The organism is Streptomyces sp. NBC_00271 (genome assembly GCF_036178845.1).
Taxonomy (GTDB): domain Bacteria; phylum Actinomycetota; class Actinomycetes; order Streptomycetales; family Streptomycetaceae; genus Streptomyces.
In genome coordinates, this window is the sequence record NZ_CP108070.1 from 1,844,373 (window position 1) to 1,866,826 (window position 22,454).

The window sequence follows — 22,454 nt, forward strand, 5'->3', positions numbered from 1 at the left end:
CCGTCACCTCTGAGAAATGCGGTGATCTTGATCCCAACTATCCCTCTTTTGTGCCAACTATAAATCCTCGTCACAATCAGGCTAACGCCGGACCCGCGGCATCCCCAGTCCGATCCACGAGATGATTTCGCGCTGGATCTCGTTGTTCCCGCCGCCGAAGGTGAAGATCACCGCCGAGCGGTAGCCGCGTTCCAGCTCGCCGTGCAGGACGGCGCCCGTGGAGCCCTCCTTGAGGACGCCGGGCGCGGCGACGACCTCCATGAGCCAGGCGTACGCGTCCCGGCGGGCCTCGGAGCCGTACACCTTGACCGCGGAGGCGTCCTGCGGGGTGAGGGTGCCCTCCTGGACGGCGTTCACCATCTGCCAGTTGAGGAGTTTCATCGCGTCAAGTTTGGTGTGGGTCTGGGCGAGGCGGCGGCGCACCCAGGGGAGGTCGGCGACGCGGCGGCCGTCGGCGAGCTTGGTGTCCATGGCCCAGCGTTGGACGTCGTGCAGGGCCCGGATCGCCATGGTGCCGTGAGCGGCGAGGGTGACGCGTTCGTGGTTGAGCTGGTTGGTGATCAGCCGCCAGCCCTTGTTCTCCTCGCCGACCCGGCGCGAGAGGGGGACGCGGATGTTCTCGTAGTAGCTGGCGGTGGTGTCGTGGGAGGCGAGGGTGTTGATGAGGGTGCAGGAATAGCCGGGGTCGGAGGTCGGCACGAGGAGCATGGTGATGCCCTTGTGGGGTGGGGCGTCCGGGTCGGTGCGCACGGCGAGCCAGACCCAGTCGGCGGTGTCGCCGTTCGTGGTCCAGATCTTCTGCCCGTTGACGACGTAGGTGTCGCCGTCCCGCACGGCCTTGGTCTTGAGCGCGGCCAGGTCCGTGCCCGCGTCGGGCTCGCTGTAGCCGATCGCGAAGTCGATCTCGCCGGAGAGGATCCTTGGAAGGAAGTACTCCTTCTGCTCCGCGGTGCCGAACCGCATGATCGTCGGGCCGACGGTGTTCAGCGCCATCAGGGGCAGCGGTACGCCCGCCTGGGCGGCCTCGTCGAAGAAGATGAACTGCTCCATCGGGGTCAGCCCGCGCCCGCCGTACTCCGTGGGCCAGCCCACCCCGAGCCAGCCGTCCCTGCCGAGCCGCCGGATCGTCTCGCGGTAGAACCGTTTCTGGGCGGCCGGGTCGCCGTATCGGGCGTAGGCGTGATCGGGCACCAACTCGGCGAAGTAGCCGCGCAGTTCGGTCCGCAGCCGCTGCTGCTCTGGCGTGTATTCGAGATGCACGGCGCCTCCTGGCTCCCCAAGGCCGGACCTGACGGCGCACACCGTAGAACGTGTTTCAGAAATTGTGAATGCCGATGACGCCGACGCCCCGACCCGTGACCTTCCAGCGGACACTCATTCGCGGAACCCGTCCGAGGTGTCGAACGGGCGGCCGTACTCCCGGACACGGTCGAACTCGGCCTGGAGGTGCCGGTACCAGTGCCCGTCGCGGCGGGGCGCAGGGTGAACACGGCGTCCCCTCCTGCGACGGCGGGGGCGAGCGTCGCGAGGGTGGCCGCGGCCAGTACCTTGCCGCCGGCCACATCGAGTGCGCCGAGCGCGGCCAGGGGCAGCGAGAGCAGCGCCGTGACGTAGATTTCCAGGTTCTCAGCGGAGGAGAGATCGTCCCGAACCCGACGCGGACATGGCATGCGGACCATCACCTGCACCTCGGCGGCGGTCCGTCAACGAGGCGGTACTCGCCTGCGAAGTGGTGCTCAGGCGCGGCTCAGGGTGGCGAGGAAGTCCGTGCAGGCCTGGGCGCACTCCCGGCAGGACTTGGCGCTGTCCTGCCCACCCGGGTGCTCGTCGAAGACGTCCGCGCACTCGCGGCAGACGGTACGGCACCACTCGACCTGGAGGCGGATGCCGGCCGTGTCCCGGCGGGCCTCCTCCGCCAGCACACGGCAGGTCGCGTCGCACACCTCCACACAGAGAAGGCCTTTGCGCCGTACGAGTTCGTGCTCCCTCGGCCCGTCCGGATCCACCGCGCTCGCCCGCAGCGCACAGGCGCGGGCGGCCTCGGCGCAGGCCTGCGCACAGTCGAAGCGGTCCTCGAGGAATCGAATGCGTTCTTGCTGGGATGTCATTGTCGTCACCGCGGACGGGTAGCCACGGGAAGACCCGCCAAACCCTCACTTCAGGGCCCTGCGGCCGCTCTTCGGACCAGCGTCCACCGGTTTGCACGGACAGCTCTGGGTACCCGGGGACGCATGAGTGCCATGGATACGGATGGGACAGTGCTCGCCGCGGCCCAGGGTCTGTTGATCATCGGGCCGCTCGCCGTGGGCGTCGTGCTGGTGGCGATGCTGATCGGTGTCGTCTGGTGGGGCCGCCGCAAGCGGCAACAACAACCGCCCCCGCCCCGCCCGGAGGAACAGCCTCGCCTGCCCGACAGCGGCCCGGTCCACGAGGTCAGGGAGCACCGCGAGCCCAACGAACTGCCCCCGAGCGAGCACCGATTGACACCCCACGAGTTGAAGCGAACGAACGGCTCCTAGCCGCCCATCGCCTCCGCCGCCTCGCGTGAGATCCGCTCGAACTGGGCACCCATCGCCTCGGAGAGCGCGTGGGCCGCCGAGAGCGGGCGGACCATCACCATCAGGTCGTCGATCCTGCCGTCCTCGTCGAAGTGCAGGAAGTCGCAGCCGTTGAGCTCCTTGTCGCCCACCTTCGCGGTGAAGACGAGCGCGTGGTCGCGACCGTCGGCACCGGCGATCTCGCGTACGTAGCGGAAGTCGGTGAAGACACGGGAGACGCCGCGCAGGATGGCCGCGGTGATGGCCTTCCCCGGGTACGGCTTGAAGGCGACGGGGCTGGTGAACACCACGTCGTCGGCCAGCATCTCCTCGATCGCGGCGAGGTCGCCCGCTTCTACGGCCTTCCGGAAGGGGTGCATCCGAGCCCCACCTCTCTCACTCAACTAATTGATTAGGTTACGAACAGAGTAGTTGGGGTGGTGCCCGACGTCCAGACATTGGAATTCCTATGGCTCTGGCCACCGTTCCTATTGGTCACCTATGTCAGAGCCGCATACCGTCGAGGACATCACCGCCCTGACGCTCTGGGTCCAGAGCGTCAGGGCGTACGACAGGAACTACCGGCAACAACCCCTCGCACCCTCGGAGAAACGCACCATGTCGAAGATTCTCTTCGTGATCACCGGCGTCGACCACTGGACGCTCGCCGACGGCACCCGCCACCCGAGCGGGTTCTGGGCCGAGGAGGCCGTCGCCCCGTACGAGGCGTTCGAGGCCGCGGGCCACGAGGTCGTCGTCGCCACGCCGGGCGGCGTCGTGCCGACCGTGGACAAGGGGAGCCTGGCTCCCGAGGTCAACGGTGGCCAGGAGGCCGCCGACCGCATCGCGGGCGCCCTCGCGTCGATGACCGCGCTCCAGCGGCCGATCAAGCTGGCGGAGGTCGACCTCGCCGACTACGCGGCCGTCTTCTACCCCGGCGGCCACGGACCGATGGAGGACCTGGCGGTCGACGCGGACTCCGGCCGGCTGCTCACCCTCGCGCTGGAGTCGGGCAAGCCGCTCGGTGTGGTGTGCCACGGCCCGGCCGCGCTGCTCGCCGCGACGAAGGAGGACGGCACCAACGCCTTCGCGGGCTACCGGGTCTCCGGTTTCACCAACGCCGAGGAGACGCAGGCCGGTCTCGCCGACAAGGCGAAGTGGCTGCTCCAGGACCGGCTCGTCGAGGTGGGCGTCGACTTCCAGGAGGGCGAGCCGTGGGCCCCCAAGGTGGTCGTCGACCGCAACCTGGTCACCGGCCAGAACCCGGCGTCCTCTGCCCCTCTGGCCGTCGAGCTACTGAAGAAGCTGGCCTGACCCTCATGGCCACCGACCGGCTCGATGAGGTCCTCGACGCCGCCTACGACTGCCTGACCAGGTACGGCGTACGGCGCACAACGATGGACGACATCGCCTCCACGATGGGCGTGTCCCGGTCGGCGGTCTACCAGTACGTCCGCGGCAAGGACGACGTCTTCCGTCTGCTCGCCGGGCATCTGCACGAGCGGGCGCTCGGCCGGGCCCGGGAGGCGGCCGCCGAGTGCGGCGCCCCGCACGCCGAGCGCGTCCGGGGCGTGCTGGCCGCCAAGCTCGACCTGGTGCTCCAGCTGGCCGGCGACTCCCCGCACACGGCCGAACTCCTCGACGAGAAGGCCCGGTTGTTCGGGGACATCTGCCACGCGTTCGTCGGGGAGTTGCGGCGCCTGCTGATCAGCCTCTTCGCCGAGGCGGCCGCCCCGACCGGTGTCGAGCCCGCCGAGGCCGCCGACATCTGTCTGGCCCTGGTCGTCGGCCTGGAGTCGTCCCCCAACAGTCGGCATCTGCTGGCCCCGGCCACCGACGCCCTCCTGACCGGCCTGCTCGGCGGCCGGGTCCGGACATGCAGCGGCTCCCCGGTGGGACCGTGTGGGTCGGCGCGGCCCGAGTCCGGCCGGAGCGCGGTGTCCGTGTAGGCGGGCACGAAGTGTGGTTCGTATCCGTGCAGGCGGCCCCCGGTGCGGTTCGTGGCTGACCGGCGCGATCGCCAAGTCCCCCCGGTGCGGAGGTACTCGCGTCGGAGAGCAGGAGACCGAAGGGGCCCTAACCCCGCACGGGCGCCGTCGTGCCGCGGACCTCGAGGGCAGGGGCGGTGAGGACGACCTCGCCCGGGCGGGCGGGGTCGGCGATCCGGTCGAGCAGACACTGCGCGGCGCGGCGGCCGACGTCATGGCCGGCGCTGTCCACGGTGGTGAGCCACAGGTGCCGCAGCCGGGAGAGGTAGGTGTTGTCGTACCCGACGAGGGAGAGGTCGCGCGGCACCTGGAGGCCAAGTTCCTCGGCGGCCGAGAGGGCGCCGACGCAGGCGATGTCGTTGAACGCGAAGACGGCGGTGGGCCGTTCGCGTGCGCTGAGCAGCCGGACCGTGGCACGGTAGCCGCCTTCCTCGGTCAGGTCGCCCTGCTCCACGACCGCCTCCGCGGCCAGTCCGTGCTCGCGCATGACCGCCTCGAAGCTACGGCGGCGCAGCTCACCGACCACCCCCCGCCCCGCGATGTGCGCGATCCGGCGGTGTCCGAAGCCGATGAGATGCTCGGTGGCCAGACGGGCGCCGCGCTCGTCGTCGTTGGCGACGACGTCGACACCGGGCAGCTCGGGCTCCCGGGCGCCCGCGACCACGGTGGGAATCTGCCCGGCCGCCGTCCGCAGCGCCTCGGCGGCCGGCAGGGTGCCGACGGCGATCAGACCGTCGACACGCAGGTCCACGAAGGTACGGGTGAGGTCCTCGCCCAGACGCCGGTTGAGATGGCCGTCGGCGAGCAGCATGTGCAGGCCCGAGTCGTGCAGCCGGGAGTTCAGACCGTCCAGCAGCTCCACGAACCAGGGGTTGCGCATGTCGTTGAGGAGCACCCCGACCGTACGGGTGCGCCGCTCGCTGAGGCTGCGCGCCGCGGCGTTGGGCCGGTAGCCGAGCTCCTCGACAGCGGCCAGCACGGCCTGCCGCTTCTCGTCACGGACCTGGTCGGAGCCGCGCAGCACGAGGGAGACCAGCGACTTCGACACTCCGGCCCGCTCGGCGACGTCGCGAATCGTCGGTGCTCTCATGGTCTGCGTGGCTCCATTCCTGGACCGTTCCATACGGCGGGCGAGCTTGTCAAAGGTCTTGACACGCACTGCAGCGACCTTCACTGTGAGCCAGGAAGTCGTTGGACCGGTCCAAAGAGGGGCAGTCATGGTGCGTACGCTCGGCGTTGCCGTCGTGGGGTTCGGCTGGATGGGACGGGTGCACACCCAGGCGTACGCCCGCGTGCCCCACCACTTCCCCGGGCTGTCCCTGCGGCCCGAACTGGTCGCCGTCGCCGACGAGGTGCCGGGCCGGGCGGAGGAGGCCGCGGCCCAGTACGGCTTCGCCGCCGCCCACCGCGACTGGCGCGAGGTGGCCGCCGATCCCCGGGTCCAGGCGGTGAGCATCGCCGCGCCGAACTTCCTGCACCGCGAGATCGGCCTCGCCATGGCCGAGGCGGGCAAGCACATCTGGATCGAGAAGCCGGTGGGACTGACCGCCGAGGACGCCCGGGCCGTGTCGGACGCGGTCACCAAGGCCGGGGTCCAGGGCACGGTCGGGTTCAACTACCGGGGCGCGCCCGCCGTCGCCGCCGCCCGCGAACTGATCGCCTCCGGCGAGATCGGCACCGTCACCCATGTCCGCATCCGGCTGTTCAGCGACTACGCGGCCCATCCCGAGGGCGCTCTGACCTGGCGCTACGAGCGGGAGCGCGGCGGCAGCGGCGTCCTCGGCGACCTGGCCTCGCACGGCGTCGACCTGGCGCGCTTCCTGCTCGGCGAGATCGAGGCACTGACCGCCGACACCGCGATCTTCCTGCCTCGCCGGGCCCGCCCGACCGGCGCCACCGCCGGTCACACCCGCGCGACGGGCGGCGAACTCGGCCCGGTGGAGAACGAGGACTACGTCAACTGTCTGCTGCGCTTCGCCTCCGGCGCGCGGGGCGTCCTGGAGGCCTGCCGGGTCTCGGTCGGCGAGCAGAACAACTACGGCTTCGAGGTGCACGGCACCAAGGGCGCGGTCCTCTGGGACTTCCGGCGCATGGGCGAACTGGGCGTCAGCAGGGGTACGTCGTACCAGGACCAGCCCGTCAGCACGGTGTACGTCGGCCCCGGGGACGGCGAGTACGCGGCCTTCCAGCCGGGTTCCGCGAACAGCATGAGCTACGACGATCTCAAGGTCATCGAGGCCCACCACTTCCTGCGGTCGATCGCCGAGAACACCCCGTACGGCGCGACGCTGGCCGACGCGGTGCACAGCGCGGCCGCGCTGGACGCGATGGCTCGCTCCGCCGAGCGGGGAGCGTGGGTGCCTCTGGCATGACGGGGCGGGCGCGATGGCCGGATCGGTCATCGCCGCCATGGAGAAAGGCCTCTGGACGACTTTCTGTTATCGGCCGCGTTCCACGGCGTCTCCTGTGCGCAGGCATCCCCGGGCACCGAGCGCTAAGGAACCACGTCAGTGACAGCACACATCAGTCGCCGGAACATGCTGAAGATCGCCGGGGTCGCCGCGGGCGCCACCGTGGCCGGTACCGCCCTCGCGGCGGCCCCGGCAACGGCGGCGGACGGTGCCTTCGCGCACCCCGGGATGCTGCACACCCGGGCCGATCTGCACCGTATGGCGACCCAGGTGAAGGCCGGCGCGGAGACCTACACGGCCGGCTTCGCCAGGCTGACGGCCAACCGGCACGCCCAGAGCACCTGGACGGCCAACCCCCAGGCGACCGTGTACCGCGGCTCCGGCACTCCCGAGAACTACGCCACGCTCTACAACGACATCCACGCCGCCTACCAGAACGCCCTGCGCTGGCACATCACGGGCGACTCCGCGTACGCCGACACCGCCCGCGACATCCTCAACGCCTGGTCGGCCAGGCTGACGAGGCTCGACGGCAGCGCCGACCGGTTCCTCGCCTCGGGTCTCTACGGCTACCAGTTCGCCAATGCCGCCGAGCTCGTCCGCGGCCACGACGGCTTCGAACTGGCCCGGTTCCAGAAGATGATGCTCGACGTCTTCCACCCGTTGAGCGAGGACTTCCTCGCGCACCACAACGGCTCCTACATCACCAACTACTGGGCCAACTGGGACCTGACGAACATCGCCTCCGTCCTGGCCATCGGCATCCTGTGCGACGACCGGGCGAAGGTCGACCGCGCCGTCGAGTACTTCAAGCACGGCGCGGGGATGGGCTCCGTCAAGAACGCCATCCCGGTCGTGTACGCCGACGGCCTCGCCGAGTGGGTCGAGGCCGGCCGCGACCAGGGTCATGCCCTGCTGGGCGTCGGCCTGATGGGCACCATCTGCGAGATGGCCTGGAACCAGGGCATCGACCTGTACGGCTACGACGACAGCCGCTTCCTCAAGGGTGCCCAGTACGTCGCCAAGTGGAGCCTGGGCGGAGACGTGCCCTACACCTCGTACACCCGGAAGAAGGGCGCACCCGGCATCTGGTCGGGCTCGGAGACCGCGTCCGCGGCGGCCGCCGTCGACCCGGCCATGGCCCGGCCGATCTGGGCCATGATCGCCAACCACTACACCAGGCGCCGGGGACTGGACGCGCCGCACCTCACGAAGATCGCGGCACGCTTCGCGCCCGAGGGCGGCGGTGGGGACTACGGCCCCAACAGCGGCGGCTACGACCAACTCGGCTTCGGCACGCTGGCGTTCACCCGGCCCCGGGCCACCGCCGCCGAGGCGACGGCGTCGCCGACGCCCACCGCGAGTGGGTCCGGTACGTCACCCTCCGGCGCCGCGTCCGCCACGCCCTCCTCCTCCGCGAGCCCCCTCGGCGGGAAGGGCGGCGACCTGGCCGCCACCGGTTCCTCCGACCTGCCGGCCTGGACCGCCGCCACCGGCGTCGCCGCCCTCGCGGGCGGCTTCCTCCTGCTGCGCCGCCGCGACCGGGCCCGCCGCGACACCGGGGAGTGACGGGCGGGCGGGTGACGGGCGGGCGCCCGCCCATCGGTCGCGGCGCGCTCAGGTACGGAGCAGCAACTGGAACTCGAAGGCGTACCGCGAGGAGCGGTAGATGTGAGTGCCGTACTCGACCGCGCGGCCGGTGTCGTCGTAGGCCGTGCGCTGCATGGTGAGCAGGGCGGCGCCCGCCGGTTCGTCCAGCCGCTCGGCCTCCTCCGCCGTGGCGGAGCGGGCGCCCACGGACTGGCGTGCGCTGTGCAGGGTGATGCCGACGGCACGCATCATGCGGTAGAGGCCGGTCGACTCCAGCCGGGCGGTGTCGACGTCCAGCAGCCCTTCCGGAATGTAGTTGCACAGGGCCGCCACGGGCCGGTCGTGGGTGAGGCGCAGCCGCTCCACACGGTGCACCGCGCCGCCCTCCGCGATGCCCAGGGCGGCCGCGACCTCGGCGGACGCAGGCTCGACCGCGTTGTGCAGCACCTGCGTCGTGGGGCGCTGTCCGGCGTTCTCCAGGTCGTCGTAGAGGCTGCTGAGCTCCAGCGGGCGCTTGACCTGGCTGTGCACCACCTGGGTGCCCACGCCCCGGCGGCGGACCAGGAACCCCTTGTCGACCAGGGTCTGGATGCCCTGCCGGACGGTGGGGCGGGACAGGCCGAGGCGGCCCGCGAGCTCGACCTCGTTGCCCAGCAGGCTGCCCGGGCTCAGCACACCGCGCTCGATCGCGGCCTCCAGCTGTCGCGCGAGCTGGTAGTAGAGCGGTACGGGGCTGTTGCGGTCCAGCGCGAAGTCCAGGCCCACGGGCATCGCGGCCGCTGCTCGTGGGGTCCGGGCGGTCCGGCGGACGGGAACCCTTGCCATCGCATCGTCCTGACGGTCGGTCCTGAGGACGGCCGGTGCGGGAACCGAGGAGATCTGTCCCCGCACCGGCCGCCACTGCGAGTCAGGAGTGGCTGGGGAAGCCGAGGTTGATGCCCGCGTCGGCCGGGTCGGGCCAGCGCGTGGTGATCACCTTGCCCTGGGTGTAGAAGGCGATGCCGTCGTTGCCGTAGATGTGCAGGTCGCCGAAGAGGGAGTCCTTCCAGCCGCCGAAGGAGTGGTAGCCGACGGGCACCGGGATCGGCACGTTGATGCCGACCATGCCCGCCTGGACCTCCAGCTGGAAGCGGCGGGCGGCGCCACCGTCCCGGGTGAAGATCGCGGTGCCGTTGCCCCAGCGGGAGGCGTTGATGAGCTTGATGGCGTCGTCGTAGGTGTCGGCGCGCACCACGCACAGCACCGGGCCGAAGATCTCGTCCTTGTAGGCGTCCGCCGTCACCGGGACCTTGTCGAGCAGCGAGACACCGAGGAAGAAGCCGTCCTCGTGGCCGTCGACGGAGTAGCCGGTGCCGTCGACGACGACCTCGGCGCCCTGGGCCGCCGCGCCGGCGACGTACGAGGCCACCTTGTCGCGGTGCTCGCACGTGATCAGCGGGCCCATCTCGGAGGCGGGGTCGTCGCCGGGGCCGATGCGCAGGTTCTTCGCCCGCTCGGCGATCTTGCCGACCAGCTCGTCGCCGGTGTCGCCGACCGCGACCACGACCGAGACCGCCATGCAGCGCTCGCCGGCCGAGCCGTAGGCGGCGTTGATCGCCTGGTCGGCGGCGAAGTCCAGGTCGGCGTCGGGCAGGACGAGCATGTGGTTCTTGGCACCGCCGAGGGCCTGTACACGCTTGTCGTGCTCGACGCCCTTGAGCTGGATGTACTTGGCGATGGGCGTGGAACCGACGAAGGAGACCGCGACGACGTCCGGGTGCTCCAGGAGACGGTCCACCGCGACCTTGTCGCCCTGCACGATGTTCAGCACACCGTCCGGCAGTCCGGCCTCGGAGGCCAGCTCGGCGAGCCGGAAGGAGGCCGACGGGTCCTTCTCGCTCGGCTTGAGCACGAAGGCGTTGCCGCAGGCGATGGCGAGCGGGAACATCCACATCGGCACCATGGCCGGGAAGTTGAACGGCGTGATGCCGGCGACGACGCCCAGCGGCTGCCGGATCGAGGCGACGTCGACCCGGGTCGAGACCTGCGTGGACAGCTCGCCCTTGAGCTTGTCGGCGATGCCGCAGGCCAGTTCGACGATCTCCATGCCGCGAGCGACCTCGCCGAGCGCGTCCGAGTGCACCTTGCCGTGCTCGGCGGTGATCAGCTCGGCGATCTCGTCGCGGTGCGCGTCGAGCAGTTCGCGGTACTTGAAGAGGATCGCCGTGCGCTTGGCGAGCGAGGCGCTGCCCCAGCTCTCGTACGCCGACTTGGCGTTGGCGACGGCGGCGTCCACCTCGTCGACCGAGGCGAGGCCGACCTGCTTCTCCTGGGCGCCGGTGGCCGGGTTGTAGACGGGGCCGAAGCGTCCGGAGGCGGACTCGACGGGCTTGCCGCCGATCCAGTGGGTGATGGTCTTCATGGTGCGGGGGCCTTTCGGTGGCGGGGCAGGCGAAGAGGTCGGGATCAGAGGTGGCGGCGGCGGTCGGCGGCGTGGCCGTCGTACCGCGCACGGGCGCTCGACGCGGCGTCGCGGGAGGCGACTTCGGCGACGGGTACGTCCCACCAGGCCTCGGCGGGCGGTGCGGTGGGCGTCGGGTCGGTCTCGACGTACACGCAGGTGGGCCGGTCCGAGGCGCGTGCCGCGGTCAGGGCGTCCCGCAGTTCCCGTACGGTCTTGGCGCGGATGACGTCCATGCCGAGGCTCGCGGCGTTGGCGGCGAGGTCCACCGGGAGCGGGGCTCCGGAGAACGTGCCGTCGGCGGCACGGTAGCGGTAGGCGGTGCCGAAGCGCTCGCCTCCGACCTCCTCGGAGAGGCCGCCGATGGAGGCGTAACCGTGGTTCTGGATCAGGACCAGGTTGACGGGCAGGCCCTCCTGGACGGCGGTGACGATCTCGGTGGGCATCATCAGATAGGTGCCGTCGCCGACCAGCGACCAGACGGGCGTGCCGGGGGCGGCCTGCTGGACGCCGATGCCGGCCGGGATCTCGTAGCCCATGCAGGAGTAGCCGTACTCCAGGTGGTACTGGCGCGGGCCGCGGGCCCGCCACAGCTTGTGCAGGTCACCGGGGAGCGAGCCGGCCGCGTTGATGACCACGTCGTCGTCGCCGACGACGGCGTCCAGGGCGCCGAGGACCTGCGTCTGGGTGGGCACGGCGGAGTCCTCCGCCCGGTAGGCGGCCTCGACGACCTCCTCCCAACGCGCCTTGCCCGCGCGGTACTCGGCCTCGTACGCCGCGTCGACCCGGTGGCCGGACAGCCCCTCCGTCAGCGCCTCGAGCCCCGTCCGCGCGTCCGCGACCAGCGGCCGGGCGGCGAGCTTGTGGGCGTCGAAGGCGGTGATGTTGAGGTTGACGAACCGCACGCCCGGCTGCTGGAACAGCGTGTTCGAGGCGGTGGTGAAGTCGGTGTAGCGGGTGCCGACCCCGACGATCAGGTCGGCGGTGCGGGCGATGTCGTCGCTGACCGCGGTGCCGGTGTGGCCGATGCCGCCGAGGTCGGCGGGGTGGTCGTGACGCAGGGAGCCCTTGCCCGCCTGGGTGGAGGCGACCGGGATGCCGGTGGCGTCGACCAGGGCCTTGAGCGCCGCCTCGGCCTCGCTGTGGTGCACTCCCCCGCCGGCGACGATCAGGGGGCGCTCGGCGGCGCGGATCGCCCGTACGGCCTCGGCGAGTTCCAAGGGATCGGGGGCGGGCCTGCGTACGCGCCAGACGCGCTCGGCGAAGAACTCCTCCGGCCAGTCGTACGCCTCCGCCTGCACGTCCTGCGGCAGGGCGAGGGTGACGGCACCGGTGTCGGCCGGGTCGGCCAGCACCCGCATCGCGTTCAGCGCGGCCGGGATCAGCATCTCCGGGCGGGTGATCCGGTCGAAGTAGCGGGAGACCGGGCGCAGTGTGTCGTTGACGGAGACGTCCGCTTCGACGGGGTGTTCCAGCTGCTGGAGCAGCGGGTCGGCGGAGCGGGTCGCGAAGTAGTCGCCGGGCAGCAGCAGTACGGGCAGGCGGTTGATCGTCGCGAGGGCGGCGCCGGTGACGAGGTTGGTGGCGCCGGGGCCGATGGACGTGGTCACGGCCTGCGCGGAGAGGCGGTTGAGCTGGCGGGCGTAGCCGACCGCCGCGTGCACCATGGACTGTTCGTTGCGGCCCTGGTGGAAGGGCATGGTGTCCTCGCCGGCCTCCAGGAGTGCCTGGCCGATGCCCGCCACATTGCCGTGGCCGAAGATGCCCCAGGTGCCGGCGATCAGCCGGTGGCGCACGCCGTCGCGCTCGCTGTACTGCGCGGACAGGAAGCGCACCAGCGCCTGGGCTGTCGTCAGGCGACGGGTGGTGGTGCTCATCAGGACCTCTCGGGGGCGGTGTAGAGGGGCAGGCGGGGGTCGACCGGCCGCTCCGGCCAGGTGTCGCGGATCCAGGCGTGGTCGGGGTGGTCGCAGATCAGCCAGGCGCGGTCGGTGCCGGGGCCCGCCATGACGTTGAGGTAGTACATGTCGTGGCCGGGCACGGCCATGGACGGTCCGTGCCAGCCGTCGGGGATGAGGACGACGTCGCCGTCGCGCACCTCGGCCAGCACATCGGTGTGGGCGCCGCGACCCGAGGGCGAGACGCGCTGGTAGCCGAGGCCGGGTGTGCCCTCGTGGGGGGCGAACTCGAAGTAGTAGATCTCCTCGAGTTCGGACTCCTCGCCGGGCCGGTGCTCGTCGTGCTTGTGCGGCGGGAAGGAGGACCAGTTGCCACCGGGGGTGATCACCTCGACGGCGATCAGCTTGTCGCACTCGAAGACCCCTGCGGCGCCGAAGTTGTTGACCTGGCGGGAGCAGGAGCCGGTGCCGCGCAGTTCGACGGGGACGGCGGAGGCGGGCCCGTAGCGGGCAGGCAGCCGGCGGGAGCAGCGGGCGCCGGTGAGCGCGAACCGGCCGCCCTCGCGCGAGGCGATCGAGACCTGGGCGTCGCGGGGCACGTACGCGAAGTCGCTCACCCCGCTGAAGACGCTCTCGCGCCCGGTGAGCCGGAACGTGTCGCCGCCGACCGCGACGGTGCAGCCGCCCGAGAGCGGGAGCACGATCCACTCGCTGTCGCCGGTGTCGAAGGTGTGCCAGCCACCGGCGGGCAGTTCGAGCACCCGCAGGCTGGAGTGGCCCCAGTCGGCCGACTCGGGAGTGACGTCCACGGCGTAGACGTCGGCAGCGGCCTTGCCCGCGGGCAGATGGTGCGTGGTGGTCATCGGGAGGGGCTCCTCTACGGGAATCAGAGCGGGCCTTCGGGAGGCGGCGAGTCGGCGCGGGTGGGAGTCAGAGCAGGCCGACCGCGGTGTCCACCGCGGTCTCCACGCTGCCCTCGGCGGGGTAGAGCAGCGAGCGGCCCACGACCATGCCCTGGACGGTGGGCAGCCGCAGGGCCTTGCGCCATCTCTCGTACGCGCCCTCCTGGTCGCCGCCGACCTCACCGCCGAGCAGGACGGCGGGCAGGGTGGAGGCCTCCAGCACCCCGGCCATGTCGTCGGGGTCGTCGGTGACGGGGAGCTTGAGCCAGGTGTAGGCCGAGGTGCCACCGAGGCCGGAGGCGATGGCGATGGACCGGGTGACGGCCTCGGCGCTCAGGTCGTTGCGGACCTTGCCGTCCACCCGGCGGGATATGAACGGCTCGACGAACAGCGGCAGTCGGCGGGCGGCCATGTCGTCGATGGCGCGCGCGGTGGTGTGCAGGGTCTCCAGGGAGCCCGGGTCGTCGTAGTCGATGCGCACCAGCAGCTTTCCGGCGTCGAAGCGCAGCCGCTCGATGTCCTCGGCGCGGTGGCCGGTGAAGCGGTCGTCCATCTCGAAGCACGCGCCGGACAGGCCGCCGCGGTTCATGGAGCCCATCACGACCTTGTTCTCCAGAACGCCCAGGAGCAGCAGGTCCTCCAGGATGTCGGCGGTGGCGAGCACCCCGTCCACCCCGGGCCGGGCCAGCGCGACGCAGAGTCGTTCGAGGAGGTCGGCGCGGTTGGCCATGGCCAGGCGGTGCCCGCCGACGCCGAGCGCGCCGCGCGCGGGGTGGTCCGCGGCCACGATCATCAGGCGGCCGCTGTCGCCGATCAGCGGGCGGCGGACCCGGCGGGCGGCCGCTTCGGCGATGGCCTCCGGATGCCGGGCGCGCACCGTGGCGAGGTCGGGGATGCTGATGCTCAAGACAGGCTCCGTTCAGGGGGTGGCGGCAGTCAGCCGCGCGCGAGGAGGCCCTCGACCTCGGACTCGGTGGGCATCGCGGAGGAGCAGGCGAGACGGGAGGCGACGAGCGCGCCGGCCGCGTTGGCGTACCGGATGGTCTTCTCCAGCTCCCAGCCGGACAGCAGCCCGTGACAGAGCGAGCCGCCGAACGCGTCTCCGGCGCCGAGGCCGTTGACGACCTCCACCGGGACCGGCGGGACCTCGGCGACGGTGCCGTCGCGGTGGACGGCCAGGACTCCCTTGGGGCCCTGTTTGACGACGGCGAGTTCCACACCGGCCGCCAGCAGGGCCTCGGCGCAGGCGCGGGGTTCGCGTACGCCGGTGGCGATCTCGCACTCGTCGAGGTTGCCGACGGCGACGGTGGAGTGCCGCAGCGCCTCGGCGTAGTACGGGCGCGCCTCGTCCGGGTCGGACCAGAACATGGGCCGCCAGTCGAGGTCGAAGACGGTGGTGCCGGACTTGGCGCGCGCCTTCAGCGCGGCGAGCGTGGCGGAGCGGCTGGGCTCCTCGCTCAGGCCGGTGCCGGTGATCCAGAAGATGCGGGCCGCGCGGATCGCGAAGAAGTCCAGCTCGTCGGTCCGGATCTCCAGGTCGGGTGCCTTGGGCCGCCGGTAGAAGTAGAGCGGGAAGTCGTCCGGCGGGAAGATCTCGCAGAACGTGATCGGCGTGGGGTAGGCGTCGACGGGTGTGACCCAGCGGTCGTCGACGCCGAACTCCCCCAGCGCCTGGTGGAGATAGGTACCGAAGGGGTCCTGTCCGGTGCGGGTGATCACCGCGGTGGACCGGCCCAGGCGTGCGGCGGCCACCGCGACGTTGGCCGCCGAGCCGCCGAGGAACTTCCCGAAGGACTCGACCTGCGCGAGCGGCACACCCGTCTGCAGGGGATACAGATCGACGCCGATGCGTCCCATGGTGATGACGTCGAGGGATTCGGCGTCGAAGGATTCAGCGGACTCAGGCATGCGTGACGCTCCTGATGCGTGGGATGCGGGCAACGGGGCGCCCGGTGCCTCTTAGGTGTAGGACCCACGGCCCTCCCCTGTCAAGACTTTGTACTGACATTCGGACCTGCTCAGGAAATGATGTCTTAACAAAGTATTGACAGGGGGGTGCGTAAGGGACTTGTATCCCGTCCCAACGAAGCAGCCGCGTCACCCACATCGACCCGGACGTCCTGTCCGAGCTCCGCACGGGCCCAGCGCCCCGGCGCCGTCCCGTTCCCTTTCCCCTGTCGCACAGTGAGGTGCTGGAAAGATGGACCGCACGTTTCACCCCCGTACCCGCAGAATCGCCCCCCTCGTCGCGACCGCGGCAGCGTCCGTGCTGCTGATAGCCGGCTGTTCCAGCAGCTCCGGCGGAAAGAAGGCGGAGGAGAGCGGGGCGGCGGTGTCGGCCGGCAAGGCCAGCACGCCCCGCATGACGGTCGCGCTGGTCACCCACCAGGCACCCGGCGACACGTTCTGGGACATCGTCCGCAAGGGCGCCGAGGCCGCCGCGGCCAAGGACAACGTCAAGCTGATCTACTCCGCCGACCCGAACGCGGGCAGCCAGGCCAACCTGGTCCAGAACGCCATCGACCAGAAGGTCGACGGCATCGCGATCACCCTGGCCAAGCCGGACGCCATGAAGGACGTCGTGAGCAAGGCGACGTCTGCCAAGATCCCCGTGGTCGGCCTCAACTCGGGCGTCAGCGACTGGCAGAAGCTGGGCCTGATGGAGTTCTTCGGCCAGGACGAGACGGTGGCGGGTGAGGCGCTGGGCAAGAGGCTGAACTCGGAAGGCGCGAAGAAGGCCGTCTGTGTGATCCAGGAGCAGGGCAACATCGGACTCACCCAGCGCTGCGACGGAGTGAAGAAGACCTTCAGCGGCAAGACGGAGACCCTCTACGTCAACGGCACCGACATGCCGTCCGTGAAGTCGACGATCACCGCCAAGCTCAAGCAGGACAGCGCCATCGACTACGTCGTCACCCTCGGCGCCCCGTACGCCCTCACCGCGGTGCAGTCGGTGGGCGACGCCGGCAGCAAGGCGAAGATCGCCACGTTCGACCTGAACAAGGACCTGACCGGCGCCATCAGCAAGGGCACGATCCAGTTCGCGGTCGACCAGCAGCCCTACCTCCAGGGCTACTTGGCCGTCGACTCGCTGTGGCTCTACAAGACGAACGGCAACTACAGCGGCGGCGGTGAGCAGCCGATCCTGACCGGCCCGGCCTTCGTCGACAAGTCCAACGTCGACGCCGTCGCCCAGTTCGCCGCGAAGGGCACCCGGTGATGCGCATGGCCCAGCAGGCTGAGCCGGCGGTGACCACACCGCCGGCCCCCGGCCCCAAGGAGACCGACGGGCGGACCGCGCAGCGCTCCCTGACACTGCGGCTGCTCGCCCGGCCCGAGGTCGGCGTCTTCCTCGGCGCCGTGGCGGTGTTCGTCTTCTTCCTGATCGCGGCGCCGTCGGTGCGCTCCGGCAGTTCGATGGCGACCGTCCTCTACCAGTCGTCGACGATCGGGATCATGGCACTGCCCGTGGCCCTGCTGATGATCGGCGGCGAGTTCGACCTGTCGGCCGGTGTCGCCGTGATCACCTCGGCGCTCACCGCGAGCATGATCAGCTACCAACTGACCATGAACGTCTGGGTGGGCGTGATCGTCGCGCTCATCGTCTCGCTGGCGGTCGGCGCGTTCAACGGCTGGATGATGGTCCGCACCGGGCTACCAAGCTTCCTGGTCACTCTCGGTACGTTCCTGATCCTCCAAGGCGTCAACCTCGCGGTGACCAAGCTGATCACCGGGAACGTGGCGACCGACGACATCAGCACCATGGACGGCTTCGACCAGGCCAAGAAGGTCTTCGCCTCCTCCTTCGACGTCGGCGGCGTCCAGGTGAAGATCACCATCGTGTGGTGGCTGGTCTTCGCGGCCATCGCCACCTGGGTCCTGCTGCGCACCAAGTACGGCAACTGGATCTTCGCCGTCGGCGGAAACCAGGACAGCGCCCGCGCGGTCGGCGTACCGGTCACCTTCACCAAGATCACGCTCTTCATGATGGTCGGCTTCGGCGCCTGGTTCATCGGCATGCACCAGCTGTTCTCCTTCAACACCGTGCAGTCCGGCGAGGGCGTCGGCCAGGAACTGATCTACATCGCCGCGGCGGTGATCGGCGGCTGTCTGCTCACCGGCGGCTACGGCTCCGCGATCGGACCGGTCTTCGGCGCCTTCATGTTCGGCATGGTCAACCAGGGCATCGTGTACGCCGGTTGGAACCCCGACTGGTTCAAGGCCTTCCTCGGCGTGATGCTGCTCGGCGCCACGCTCATCAATCTGTGGGTCCGCCGCGCGGCGACCCGGAGGTGAACCGACCCATGACAACCAACGGATCCGGACCCGCCGGCGCCATCCTCCCGGACGCTCCGCCCGAGGACGGCACCGCCCCGATCGTCGAACTGCGCAGCGCCGGGAAGGCCTACGGCAACATCCGTGCCCTGCACGGAGTCTCCCTCGCCGTCCACCCCGGCCAGGTGACCTGCGTCCTCGGCGACAACGGCGCCGGCAAATCCACCCTCATCAAGATCATCTCCGGCCTGCACCAGCACACCGAGGGCGAATTCCTCGTCGACGGCGCCCCGGTGCGCTTCTCCACCCCGCGCGAGGCCCTCGACAAGGGCATCGCCACCGTCTACCAGGATCTCGCCACCGTCCCCCTCATGCCGGTCTGGCGCAACTTCTTCCTCGGCTCCGAGATGACCAAGGGCCCCTGGCCCGTCCAGCGTCTCGACATCGACCGCATGAAGAAGACCGCGGACGAGGAACTGCGCAACATGGGCATCGTTCTGGACGATCTCGACCAGCCCATCGGCACCCTCTCCGGCGGCCAGCGCCAGTCGGTGGCCATCGCCCGCGCCGTCTACTTCGGCGCCCGCGTGCTGATCCTCGACGAGCCGACCGCCGCCCTCGGCGTCAAGCAGTCCGGCGTGGTGCTCAAGTACATCGCCGCCGCCCGCGACCGCGGCCTCGGCGTCATCTTCATTACCCACAACCCGCACCACGCGTACATGGTCGGCGACCACTTCAGCGTGCTGCGCCTGGGCACCATGGAACTCAGCGCCGCCCGCAGCGAGGTCAGCCTGGAAGAGCTGACCAACCACATGGCCGGCGGCGCCGAACTCGCCGCGCTCAAGCACGAACTGGCCCAGGTCCGCGGCGTCGACGTCGACGAACTCCCCGAAGCGGAGGACCTCAAAGCACCCGTGACGGCCTCCCCCGAAGGGACCTCCTGACATGACCGCTCCCCTGGACCGCATCCGGGTCGGCTCCGCGCCGGACTCCTGGGGTGTCTGGTTCCCCGACGATCCCCAGCAGGTGCCCTGGGAACGCTTCCTGGACGAGGTGTCCGAGGCGGGCTACTCCTGGATCGAACTCGGCCCCTACGGCTATCTGCCGAGCGACCCGGCCCGGCTGACCGCCGAGATCGACAAGCGCGACCTGAAGGTGTCGGCCGGTACGGTCTTCACCGGGCTGCACCGCGGACCGTCCGTCTGGGACGCCACCTGGGAGCACGTCAGCGAGGTCGCCGCGCTCACCCAGGCCATGGGCGCGAAGCATCTGGTGGTCATCCCCTCCTTCTGGCGGGACGACAAGACCGCCGAGATCATCGAGCCGCCGGAGCTGACCGCCGAGCAGTGGGCCCACCTGACCAAGGGCATGGAACGGCTGGGTCACGAGGTCAAGGAGACGTACGGCCTCGACATCGTCGTGCATCCGCACGCGGACACGCACATCGACACCGAGGACCACGTCGAGCGCTTCCTCGACTCCACCGACTCCGACCTGGTCAACCTGTGTCTGGACACCGGGCACTACGCCTACTGCGGCGGCGACAGCGTCAAGCTCATCGAGACGTACGGCGAGCGCATCGGCTATCTGCACCTCAAGCAGGTCGACCCGGCGATCCTCGCCGACGTCGTCAAGAACGAGGTGCCGTTCGGTCCCGCCGTGCAGCGCGGCGTGATGTGCGAACCGCCGTCCGGCGTACCGGAGTTGGAACCGGTGCTGGTGGCCGCCCAGCGTCTGGGCGTGGACCTGTTCGCCATCGTCGAGCAGGACATGTACCCCTGCGAGCCGGACAAGCCGCTCCCGATCGCCGTCCGCACCCGCAAGTTCCTGCGCTCCTGCGGCGCCTGACCCGTCCGACACCCTCGCCCGCATCAGCCGGCACCGGGATGTCCGCTCCGTGAGGCGGCCTCGTCAGCCCGACGAGGCCGCCTCAGGCATGTAGCCGAGAATGCCCTTGGTCTCCAGGTATTCCTGGAAGCCGAACTCGCCCCACTCCCGCCCGTTGCCGCTCTTCTTGTACCCGCCGAACGGGCAGTCGAAGTCGAACGCGTCGTTGATCGCGACCCGTCCCGCCCGGATGCGACGCGCCACGGCACGCGCCTTCTCCAGGTCCGCGCCCGCCACATAACCGGCGAGGCCGTACTCCGTGTCGTTCGCGATCTCGACGGCGTGGTCGACGCTGTCGTAGCCGAGGATCGTCACCACCGGCCCGAAGATCTCCTCGCGGGCGACGGTCATGTCGTTGGTGACCCGGGCGAAGACGGTGGGCTTCACGTAGTAGCCCTTCTCCAGGCCGTCCGGACGCCCCGTGCCGCCGGCCACCAGGGTGGCGCCCTCGTCGATGCCCTTCTGGATCAGCGCCTGGATCTTCTCGAACTGGGCCCCCGAGACCACCGGCCCCATCACCAAGTCGCCCCGGGGGTCGCCCACGGTGATCCCGGACGCCGTCTGCCGGGCGAGATCACCGGCCCGCTCTACGAGGGGGAGCGCGCCGCCGAGTACCTGCGCCGCAACACCCCGCTGCCCAAGGAGGGGACCGCCGACGACATCGCCGGCGCGGTCCTGTGGCTCGTCGGCGACGCCGGAAGCTATGTCACTGGGCAGACGGTCGTCGTCGACGGCGGCTGGACCGCCCGCTGACAGCACCTCCTGCCGAGTAAAGGGAAACGGCTACGCTGAGGTCATGCCGTCCACACGTCGCACAGCGCGCCAGACCGACCTGCTCGAAAGGCTGGTCGCCCTGCTGGCGGCGGAAGGTTTCGCCTCGTTCACGCTCGACGAGCTGACCGAGCGGCTGCGCTGCTCGAAGACGACGTTGTACCAACTGGCGGGAAGCAAGCAGGAGTTGGTCCGCGAGGCCGTGAAGCACTACTTCCGGAGCGCGGCCGAGGCCATCGAGAAGCAGGTGGCGGACACCTCCGCGCCCGCGGAACGCGTGGTGGTCTACCTGAACGCGGTCGCCCAGCAGCTGAGGCCGCTGTCCCGGCGCTTCCTCGACGACATGGCCGGATTCGAACCGGCCCGCGAGGTGTACGAGGCCAACACCCGCCTGGCCGCGGGCCGGATCAGACAGCTGATCGCGGACGGGGTCGCCGCCGGCGCGTTCCGTGACGTCCACGCGGCCTTCGTGGGCGAGGTCGTCGCCGCCACCATGCAGGAGATCCAGCGCGGCGAGGTGTCCGCGCGCACGGGGCTGACCGACGCGGAGGCGTACGCCGAGTTGGCGTCGCTCATCGTGCACGCGGTCTCGCCCTGACCGCGGGGGTGGCGGCCGGTGAGCCGACACCCCAGTCCCGCAGCACCGACTCGATGTCCGCGCCCGGCGCACCCGGGGCCGAGGGCCGCCGGTTGGGCGTGCGCGAGAAGCGCGGGGCGGGGGCGGCCTGGAGGATGCCGTCGACCTCGATGAGGGTGCTCCGGGCCACCACGTGCGGATGCGCTCCCGCCTCCGCGAACGTCAGCACGGGGGTGACGCACGCGTCCGTGCCGGCGAAGTGCGCGGCCCACTCGTCGCGCGTACGGGAGGCGAACCGCCGCGCGAACCGGGCGCGCAGCGCGGGCCAGCCGCCGCGGTCGCCCTGGGCGGACAGGTGGGCCCCGGCGATGCCCAGTCCCTCCAGCAGCGCCGCGAAGAACTGCGGTTCGAGTGCGGCGACGGCCACGTACTTGCCGTCGCCGCACTCGTAGGTGTCGTAGAAGGGGGCGGCCCCGTCGAGGAGGTTGGCGCTCCGTTCGTCCGACCACTCGCCCATGCCGCGCAGCGCGTACGTCATCTGACCCAGCAGGGCGGTCCCGTCGACCATGGCGGAGTCCACGACCTGCCCGGCCCCGGAGCGTGAGCGCTCCCAGAGCGCGGCCAGGACGCCGATGACCAGGAGCATGGACCCACCCCCGAAATCTCCCACCAGATTGAGCGGCGGGGGCGGCGGATCACCGGCACGGCCCATCGCGTGGAGCAGCCCGGTGAGACCGATGTAGTTCAGGTCGTGCCCGGGATCCTGGGCGAGCGGGCCGTCCTGACCCCAGCCGGTGACGCGTGCGTAGACGAGCCCCGGATTGTCCCTGCCGCAGTCCTCGGGGCCGACGCCGAGGCGCTCGGCGACGCCCGGCCGGAGGCCCTCGATCAGCACATCGGCTCGGGCGGCCAGCGCCCGTACCAGCGCACGTCCCTCGGACTCCTTGAGATCGGCGAAGACCGACCGGCGGCCGCGTCGCACGATGTCGGTCGCGTCCTCCGGGCCGAACCGCAGCGCCCGGCCAAAGGGCCGCTCGACGCGCACCACGTCGGCGCCGAGATCGGCCAGCACCATGGCCGCGTGCGGAGCCGGCCCGAGTCCCGCGAGTTCGAGGACGCGTAGGCCGGCGAGGGGACCGGCGGATCCATCGCTGGACTGCATGGCATCACGGTACCAA

General features: G+C 70.7%; 22 protein-coding genes and 1 pseudogene. 11 read left to right on the forward strand and 12 right to left on the reverse strand.

All coding sequences use genetic code 11. The annotated features are described in order from the left end of the window. Nucleotides 1–81: 81 nt before the first annotated feature. Together OG798_RS08805 and OG798_RS08810 are read right to left on the reverse strand one after the other, a co-directional pair. A complete protein-coding gene (locus OG798_RS08805) occupies nucleotides 82–1,260 on the reverse strand; it encodes an acyl-CoA dehydrogenase family protein (RefSeq protein WP_267060889.1) in 1,179 nt (392 codons plus the stop codon). A gap of 476 nt (nucleotides 1,261–1,736) precedes the next feature. After that, the gene (locus OG798_RS08810; protein ID WP_097226732.1) at nucleotides 1,737–2,117 is read right to left on the reverse strand and encodes a four-helix bundle copper-binding protein; all 381 of its coding nucleotides are present in this window, start codon (nucleotides 2,115–2,117) and stop codon (nucleotides 1,737–1,739) included. Between the two features lie 114 nt (nucleotides 2,118–2,231). Between OG798_RS08810 and OG798_RS08815 the strand changes: the two genes are divergently transcribed. Then, nucleotides 2,232–2,519 carry a DUF6479 family protein gene (locus OG798_RS08815; RefSeq protein WP_147474228.1) on the forward strand — a complete coding sequence of 96 codons (288 nt, stop codon included), beginning with the start codon at nucleotides 2,232–2,234 and terminating at the stop codon, nucleotides 2,517–2,519. Here the strand turns inward: OG798_RS08815 and OG798_RS08820 are convergent. Next, nucleotides 2,516–2,917 carry a nuclear transport factor 2 family protein gene (locus OG798_RS08820; RefSeq protein WP_095856396.1) on the reverse strand — a complete coding sequence of 134 codons (402 nt, stop codon included), beginning with the start codon at nucleotides 2,915–2,917 and terminating at the stop codon, nucleotides 2,516–2,518. The genes OG798_RS08815 and OG798_RS08820 overlap by 4 nt on opposite strands. Nucleotides 2,918–3,155: 238 nt before the next feature. Between OG798_RS08820 and OG798_RS08825 the strand changes: the two genes are divergently transcribed. Together OG798_RS08825 and OG798_RS08830 are read left to right on the forward strand one after the other, a co-directional pair. Then, on the forward strand, nucleotides 3,156–3,851 hold the full coding sequence (locus tag OG798_RS08825; protein ID WP_095858304.1) for a type 1 glutamine amidotransferase domain-containing protein: 696 nt from the start codon (nucleotides 3,156–3,158) through the stop codon (nucleotides 3,849–3,851). 5 nt (nucleotides 3,852–3,856) lie between these two features. Continuing rightward, complete coding sequence (locus OG798_RS08830) at nucleotides 3,857–4,486, forward strand: TetR/AcrR family transcriptional regulator (protein ID WP_267060890.1); 630 nt, start codon at nucleotides 3,857–3,859, stop codon at nucleotides 4,484–4,486. 127 nt (nucleotides 4,487–4,613) lie between these two features. On the opposite strand, the gene OG798_RS08835 is transcribed toward OG798_RS08830, so the two are convergent. After that, nucleotides 4,614–5,615 carry a LacI family DNA-binding transcriptional regulator gene (locus OG798_RS08835; protein ID WP_121417151.1) on the reverse strand — a complete coding sequence of 334 codons (1,002 nt, stop codon included), beginning with the start codon at nucleotides 5,613–5,615 and terminating at the stop codon, nucleotides 4,614–4,616. A gap of 127 nt (nucleotides 5,616–5,742) precedes the next feature. Between OG798_RS08835 and OG798_RS08840 the strand changes: the two genes are divergently transcribed. Together OG798_RS08840 and OG798_RS08845 are read left to right on the forward strand one after the other, a co-directional pair. Continuing rightward, the gene (locus OG798_RS08840; protein ID WP_121417150.1) at nucleotides 5,743–6,897 is read left to right on the forward strand and encodes a Gfo/Idh/MocA family protein; all 1,155 of its coding nucleotides are present in this window, start codon (nucleotides 5,743–5,745) and stop codon (nucleotides 6,895–6,897) included. Nucleotides 6,898–7,062: 165 nt separating this feature from the next. Next, on the forward strand, nucleotides 7,063–8,505 hold the full coding sequence (locus tag OG798_RS08845) for an alginate lyase family protein (RefSeq protein ID WP_267063765.1): 1,443 nt from the start codon (nucleotides 7,063–7,065) through the stop codon (nucleotides 8,503–8,505). 48 nt (nucleotides 8,506–8,553) lie between these two features. Here OG798_RS08845 and OG798_RS08850 read toward each other — a convergent pair whose 3' ends face one another. From OG798_RS08850 to iolC, 6 genes are all read right to left on the reverse strand, one after another. After that, nucleotides 8,554–9,297, reverse strand: a complete 744-nt coding sequence (locus OG798_RS08850) for a GntR family transcriptional regulator (protein WP_315904507.1) — start codon at nucleotides 9,295–9,297, stop codon at nucleotides 8,554–8,556. A 136-nt stretch (nucleotides 9,298–9,433) separates the two neighbouring features. Next, complete coding sequence (locus tag OG798_RS08855; RefSeq protein WP_267060892.1) at nucleotides 9,434–10,927, reverse strand: CoA-acylating methylmalonate-semialdehyde dehydrogenase; 1,494 nt, start codon at nucleotides 10,925–10,927, stop codon at nucleotides 9,434–9,436. A 44-nt stretch (nucleotides 10,928–10,971) separates the two neighbouring features. Next, a complete protein-coding gene (gene iolD, locus OG798_RS08860; protein ID WP_328756748.1) occupies nucleotides 10,972–12,843 on the reverse strand; it encodes a 3D-(3,5/4)-trihydroxycyclohexane-1,2-dione acylhydrolase (decyclizing) in 1,872 nt (623 codons plus the stop codon). Then, nucleotides 12,843–13,727: a 5-deoxy-glucuronate isomerase gene (gene iolB / locus OG798_RS08865; protein ID WP_095856390.1), complete on the reverse strand. Its 885-nt coding sequence runs from the start codon at nucleotides 13,725–13,727 to the stop codon at nucleotides 12,843–12,845. The genes iolD and iolB overlap by 1 nt, the downstream gene beginning before the upstream one ends. 67 nt (nucleotides 13,728–13,794) lie before the next feature. Next, nucleotides 13,795–14,673 carry a Cgl0159 family (beta/alpha)8-fold protein gene (locus OG798_RS08870; protein WP_095856389.1) on the reverse strand — a complete coding sequence of 293 codons (879 nt, stop codon included), beginning with the start codon at nucleotides 14,671–14,673 and terminating at the stop codon, nucleotides 13,795–13,797. A gap of 29 nt (nucleotides 14,674–14,702) precedes the next feature. Further along, nucleotides 14,703–15,674 (reverse strand): 5-dehydro-2-deoxygluconokinase, encoded by a 972-nt coding sequence (gene iolC / locus OG798_RS08875; RefSeq protein WP_121417145.1) that lies wholly within the window; start codon nucleotides 15,672–15,674, stop codon nucleotides 14,703–14,705. 292 nt (nucleotides 15,675–15,966) lie between these two features. Between iolC and OG798_RS08880 the strand changes: the two genes are divergently transcribed. Genes OG798_RS08880 through OG798_RS08895 form a run of 4 tightly spaced genes read left to right on the forward strand, consistent with a single transcriptional unit; the run spans nucleotide 15,967 to nucleotide 19,889 of the window. Continuing rightward, nucleotides 15,967–16,986 (forward strand): sugar ABC transporter substrate-binding protein, encoded by a 1,020-nt coding sequence (locus OG798_RS08880; protein WP_095856387.1) that lies wholly within the window; start codon nucleotides 15,967–15,969, stop codon nucleotides 16,984–16,986. After that, nucleotides 16,986–18,062, forward strand: coding sequence for an ABC transporter permease (locus tag OG798_RS08885; protein WP_095856386.1), 1,077 nt, complete (start codon nucleotides 16,986–16,988; stop codon nucleotides 18,060–18,062). The genes OG798_RS08880 and OG798_RS08885 overlap by 1 nt, the downstream gene beginning before the upstream one ends. A gap of 8 nt (nucleotides 18,063–18,070) precedes the next feature. Then, complete coding sequence (locus tag OG798_RS08890) at nucleotides 18,071–18,985, forward strand: ATP-binding cassette domain-containing protein (protein ID WP_095858301.1); 915 nt, start codon at nucleotides 18,071–18,073, stop codon at nucleotides 18,983–18,985. A 1-nt stretch (nucleotide 18,986) separates the two neighbouring features. Then, nucleotides 18,987–19,889, forward strand: coding sequence for a sugar phosphate isomerase/epimerase family protein (locus tag OG798_RS08895; RefSeq protein WP_060899598.1), 903 nt, complete (start codon nucleotides 18,987–18,989; stop codon nucleotides 19,887–19,889). A 63-nt stretch (nucleotides 19,890–19,952) separates the two neighbouring features. Here the strand turns inward: OG798_RS08895 and OG798_RS08900 are convergent. Continuing rightward, nucleotides 19,953–20,486: pseudogene (locus tag OG798_RS08900) on the reverse strand (aldehyde dehydrogenase family protein); the annotation flags it as partial. Between the two features lie 75 nt (nucleotides 20,487–20,561). Here OG798_RS08900 and OG798_RS08905 point away from each other — a divergent pair. Next, on the forward strand, nucleotides 20,562–20,681 hold the full coding sequence (locus OG798_RS08905) for an SDR family oxidoreductase (RefSeq protein ID WP_328760005.1): 120 nt from the start codon (nucleotides 20,562–20,564) through the stop codon (nucleotides 20,679–20,681). A 43-nt stretch (nucleotides 20,682–20,724) separates the two neighbouring features. Then, entirely contained in the window at nucleotides 20,725–21,297 is a 573-nt protein-coding gene (locus OG798_RS08910; protein WP_054232974.1) for a TetR/AcrR family transcriptional regulator, read from the forward strand. Here OG798_RS08910 and OG798_RS08915 read toward each other — a convergent pair. Continuing rightward, the gene (locus OG798_RS08915; protein ID WP_267060896.1) at nucleotides 21,272–22,438 is read right to left on the reverse strand and encodes a CaiB/BaiF CoA transferase family protein; all 1,167 of its coding nucleotides are present in this window, start codon (nucleotides 22,436–22,438) and stop codon (nucleotides 21,272–21,274) included. The two genes, OG798_RS08910 and OG798_RS08915, sit on opposite strands and share 26 nt — an antisense overlap. Nucleotides 22,439–22,454 lie beyond the last annotated feature (16 nt).

What these genes read in the sequence shown, in the direction of transcription:
- OG798_RS08815 (WP_147474228.1), top strand. Translation starts at nt 2,232, where the DNA reads ATGAGTGCCATGGATACGGATGGGACAGTGCTCGCCGCGGCCCAGGGT.
- OG798_RS08820 (WP_095856396.1), bottom strand. Translation starts at nt 2,917, where the DNA reads ATGCACCCCTTCCGGAAGGCCGTAGAAGCGGGCGACCTCGCCGCGATC.
- OG798_RS08825 (WP_095858304.1), top strand. Translation starts at nt 3,156, where the DNA reads ATGTCGAAGATTCTCTTCGTGATCACCGGCGTCGACCACTGGACGCTC.
- OG798_RS08830 (WP_267060890.1), top strand. Translation starts at nt 3,857, where the DNA reads ATGGCCACCGACCGGCTCGATGAGGTCCTCGACGCCGCCTACGACTGC.
- OG798_RS08835 (WP_121417151.1), bottom strand. Translation starts at nt 5,615, where the DNA reads ATGAGAGCACCGACGATTCGCGACGTCGCCGAGCGGGCCGGAGTGTCG.
- OG798_RS08840 (WP_121417150.1), top strand. Translation starts at nt 5,743, where the DNA reads ATGGTGCGTACGCTCGGCGTTGCCGTCGTGGGGTTCGGCTGGATGGGA.
- OG798_RS08845 (WP_267063765.1), top strand. Translation starts at nt 7,063, where the DNA reads ATGCTGAAGATCGCCGGGGTCGCCGCGGGCGCCACCGTGGCCGGTACC.
- OG798_RS08850 (WP_315904507.1), bottom strand. Translation starts at nt 9,297, where the DNA reads ATGCCCGTGGGCCTGGACTTCGCGCTGGACCGCAACAGCCCCGTACCG.
- OG798_RS08855 (WP_267060892.1), bottom strand. Translation starts at nt 10,927, where the DNA reads ATGAAGACCATCACCCACTGGATCGGCGGCAAGCCCGTCGAGTCCGCC.
- iolD (WP_328756748.1), bottom strand. Translation starts at nt 12,843, where the DNA reads ATGAGCACCACCACCCGTCGCCTGACGACAGCCCAGGCGCTGGTGCGC.
- iolB (WP_095856390.1), bottom strand. Translation starts at nt 13,727, where the DNA reads ATGACCACCACGCACCATCTGCCCGCGGGCAAGGCCGCTGCCGACGTC.
- iolC (WP_121417145.1), bottom strand. Translation starts at nt 15,674, where the DNA reads ATGCCTGAGTCCGCTGAATCCTTCGACGCCGAATCCCTCGACGTCATC.
- OG798_RS08880 (WP_095856387.1), top strand. Translation starts at nt 15,967, where the DNA reads ATGGACCGCACGTTTCACCCCCGTACCCGCAGAATCGCCCCCCTCGTC.
- OG798_RS08885 (WP_095856386.1), top strand. Translation starts at nt 16,986, where the DNA reads ATGCGCATGGCCCAGCAGGCTGAGCCGGCGGTGACCACACCGCCGGCC.
- OG798_RS08890 (WP_095858301.1), top strand. Translation starts at nt 18,071, where the DNA reads ATGACAACCAACGGATCCGGACCCGCCGGCGCCATCCTCCCGGACGCT.
- OG798_RS08895 (WP_060899598.1), top strand. Translation starts at nt 18,987, where the DNA reads ATGACCGCTCCCCTGGACCGCATCCGGGTCGGCTCCGCGCCGGACTCC.
- OG798_RS08910 (WP_054232974.1), top strand. Translation starts at nt 20,725, where the DNA reads ATGCCGTCCACACGTCGCACAGCGCGCCAGACCGACCTGCTCGAAAGG.
- OG798_RS08915 (WP_267060896.1), bottom strand. Translation starts at nt 22,438, where the DNA reads ATGCAGTCCAGCGATGGATCCGCCGGTCCCCTCGCCGGCCTACGCGTC.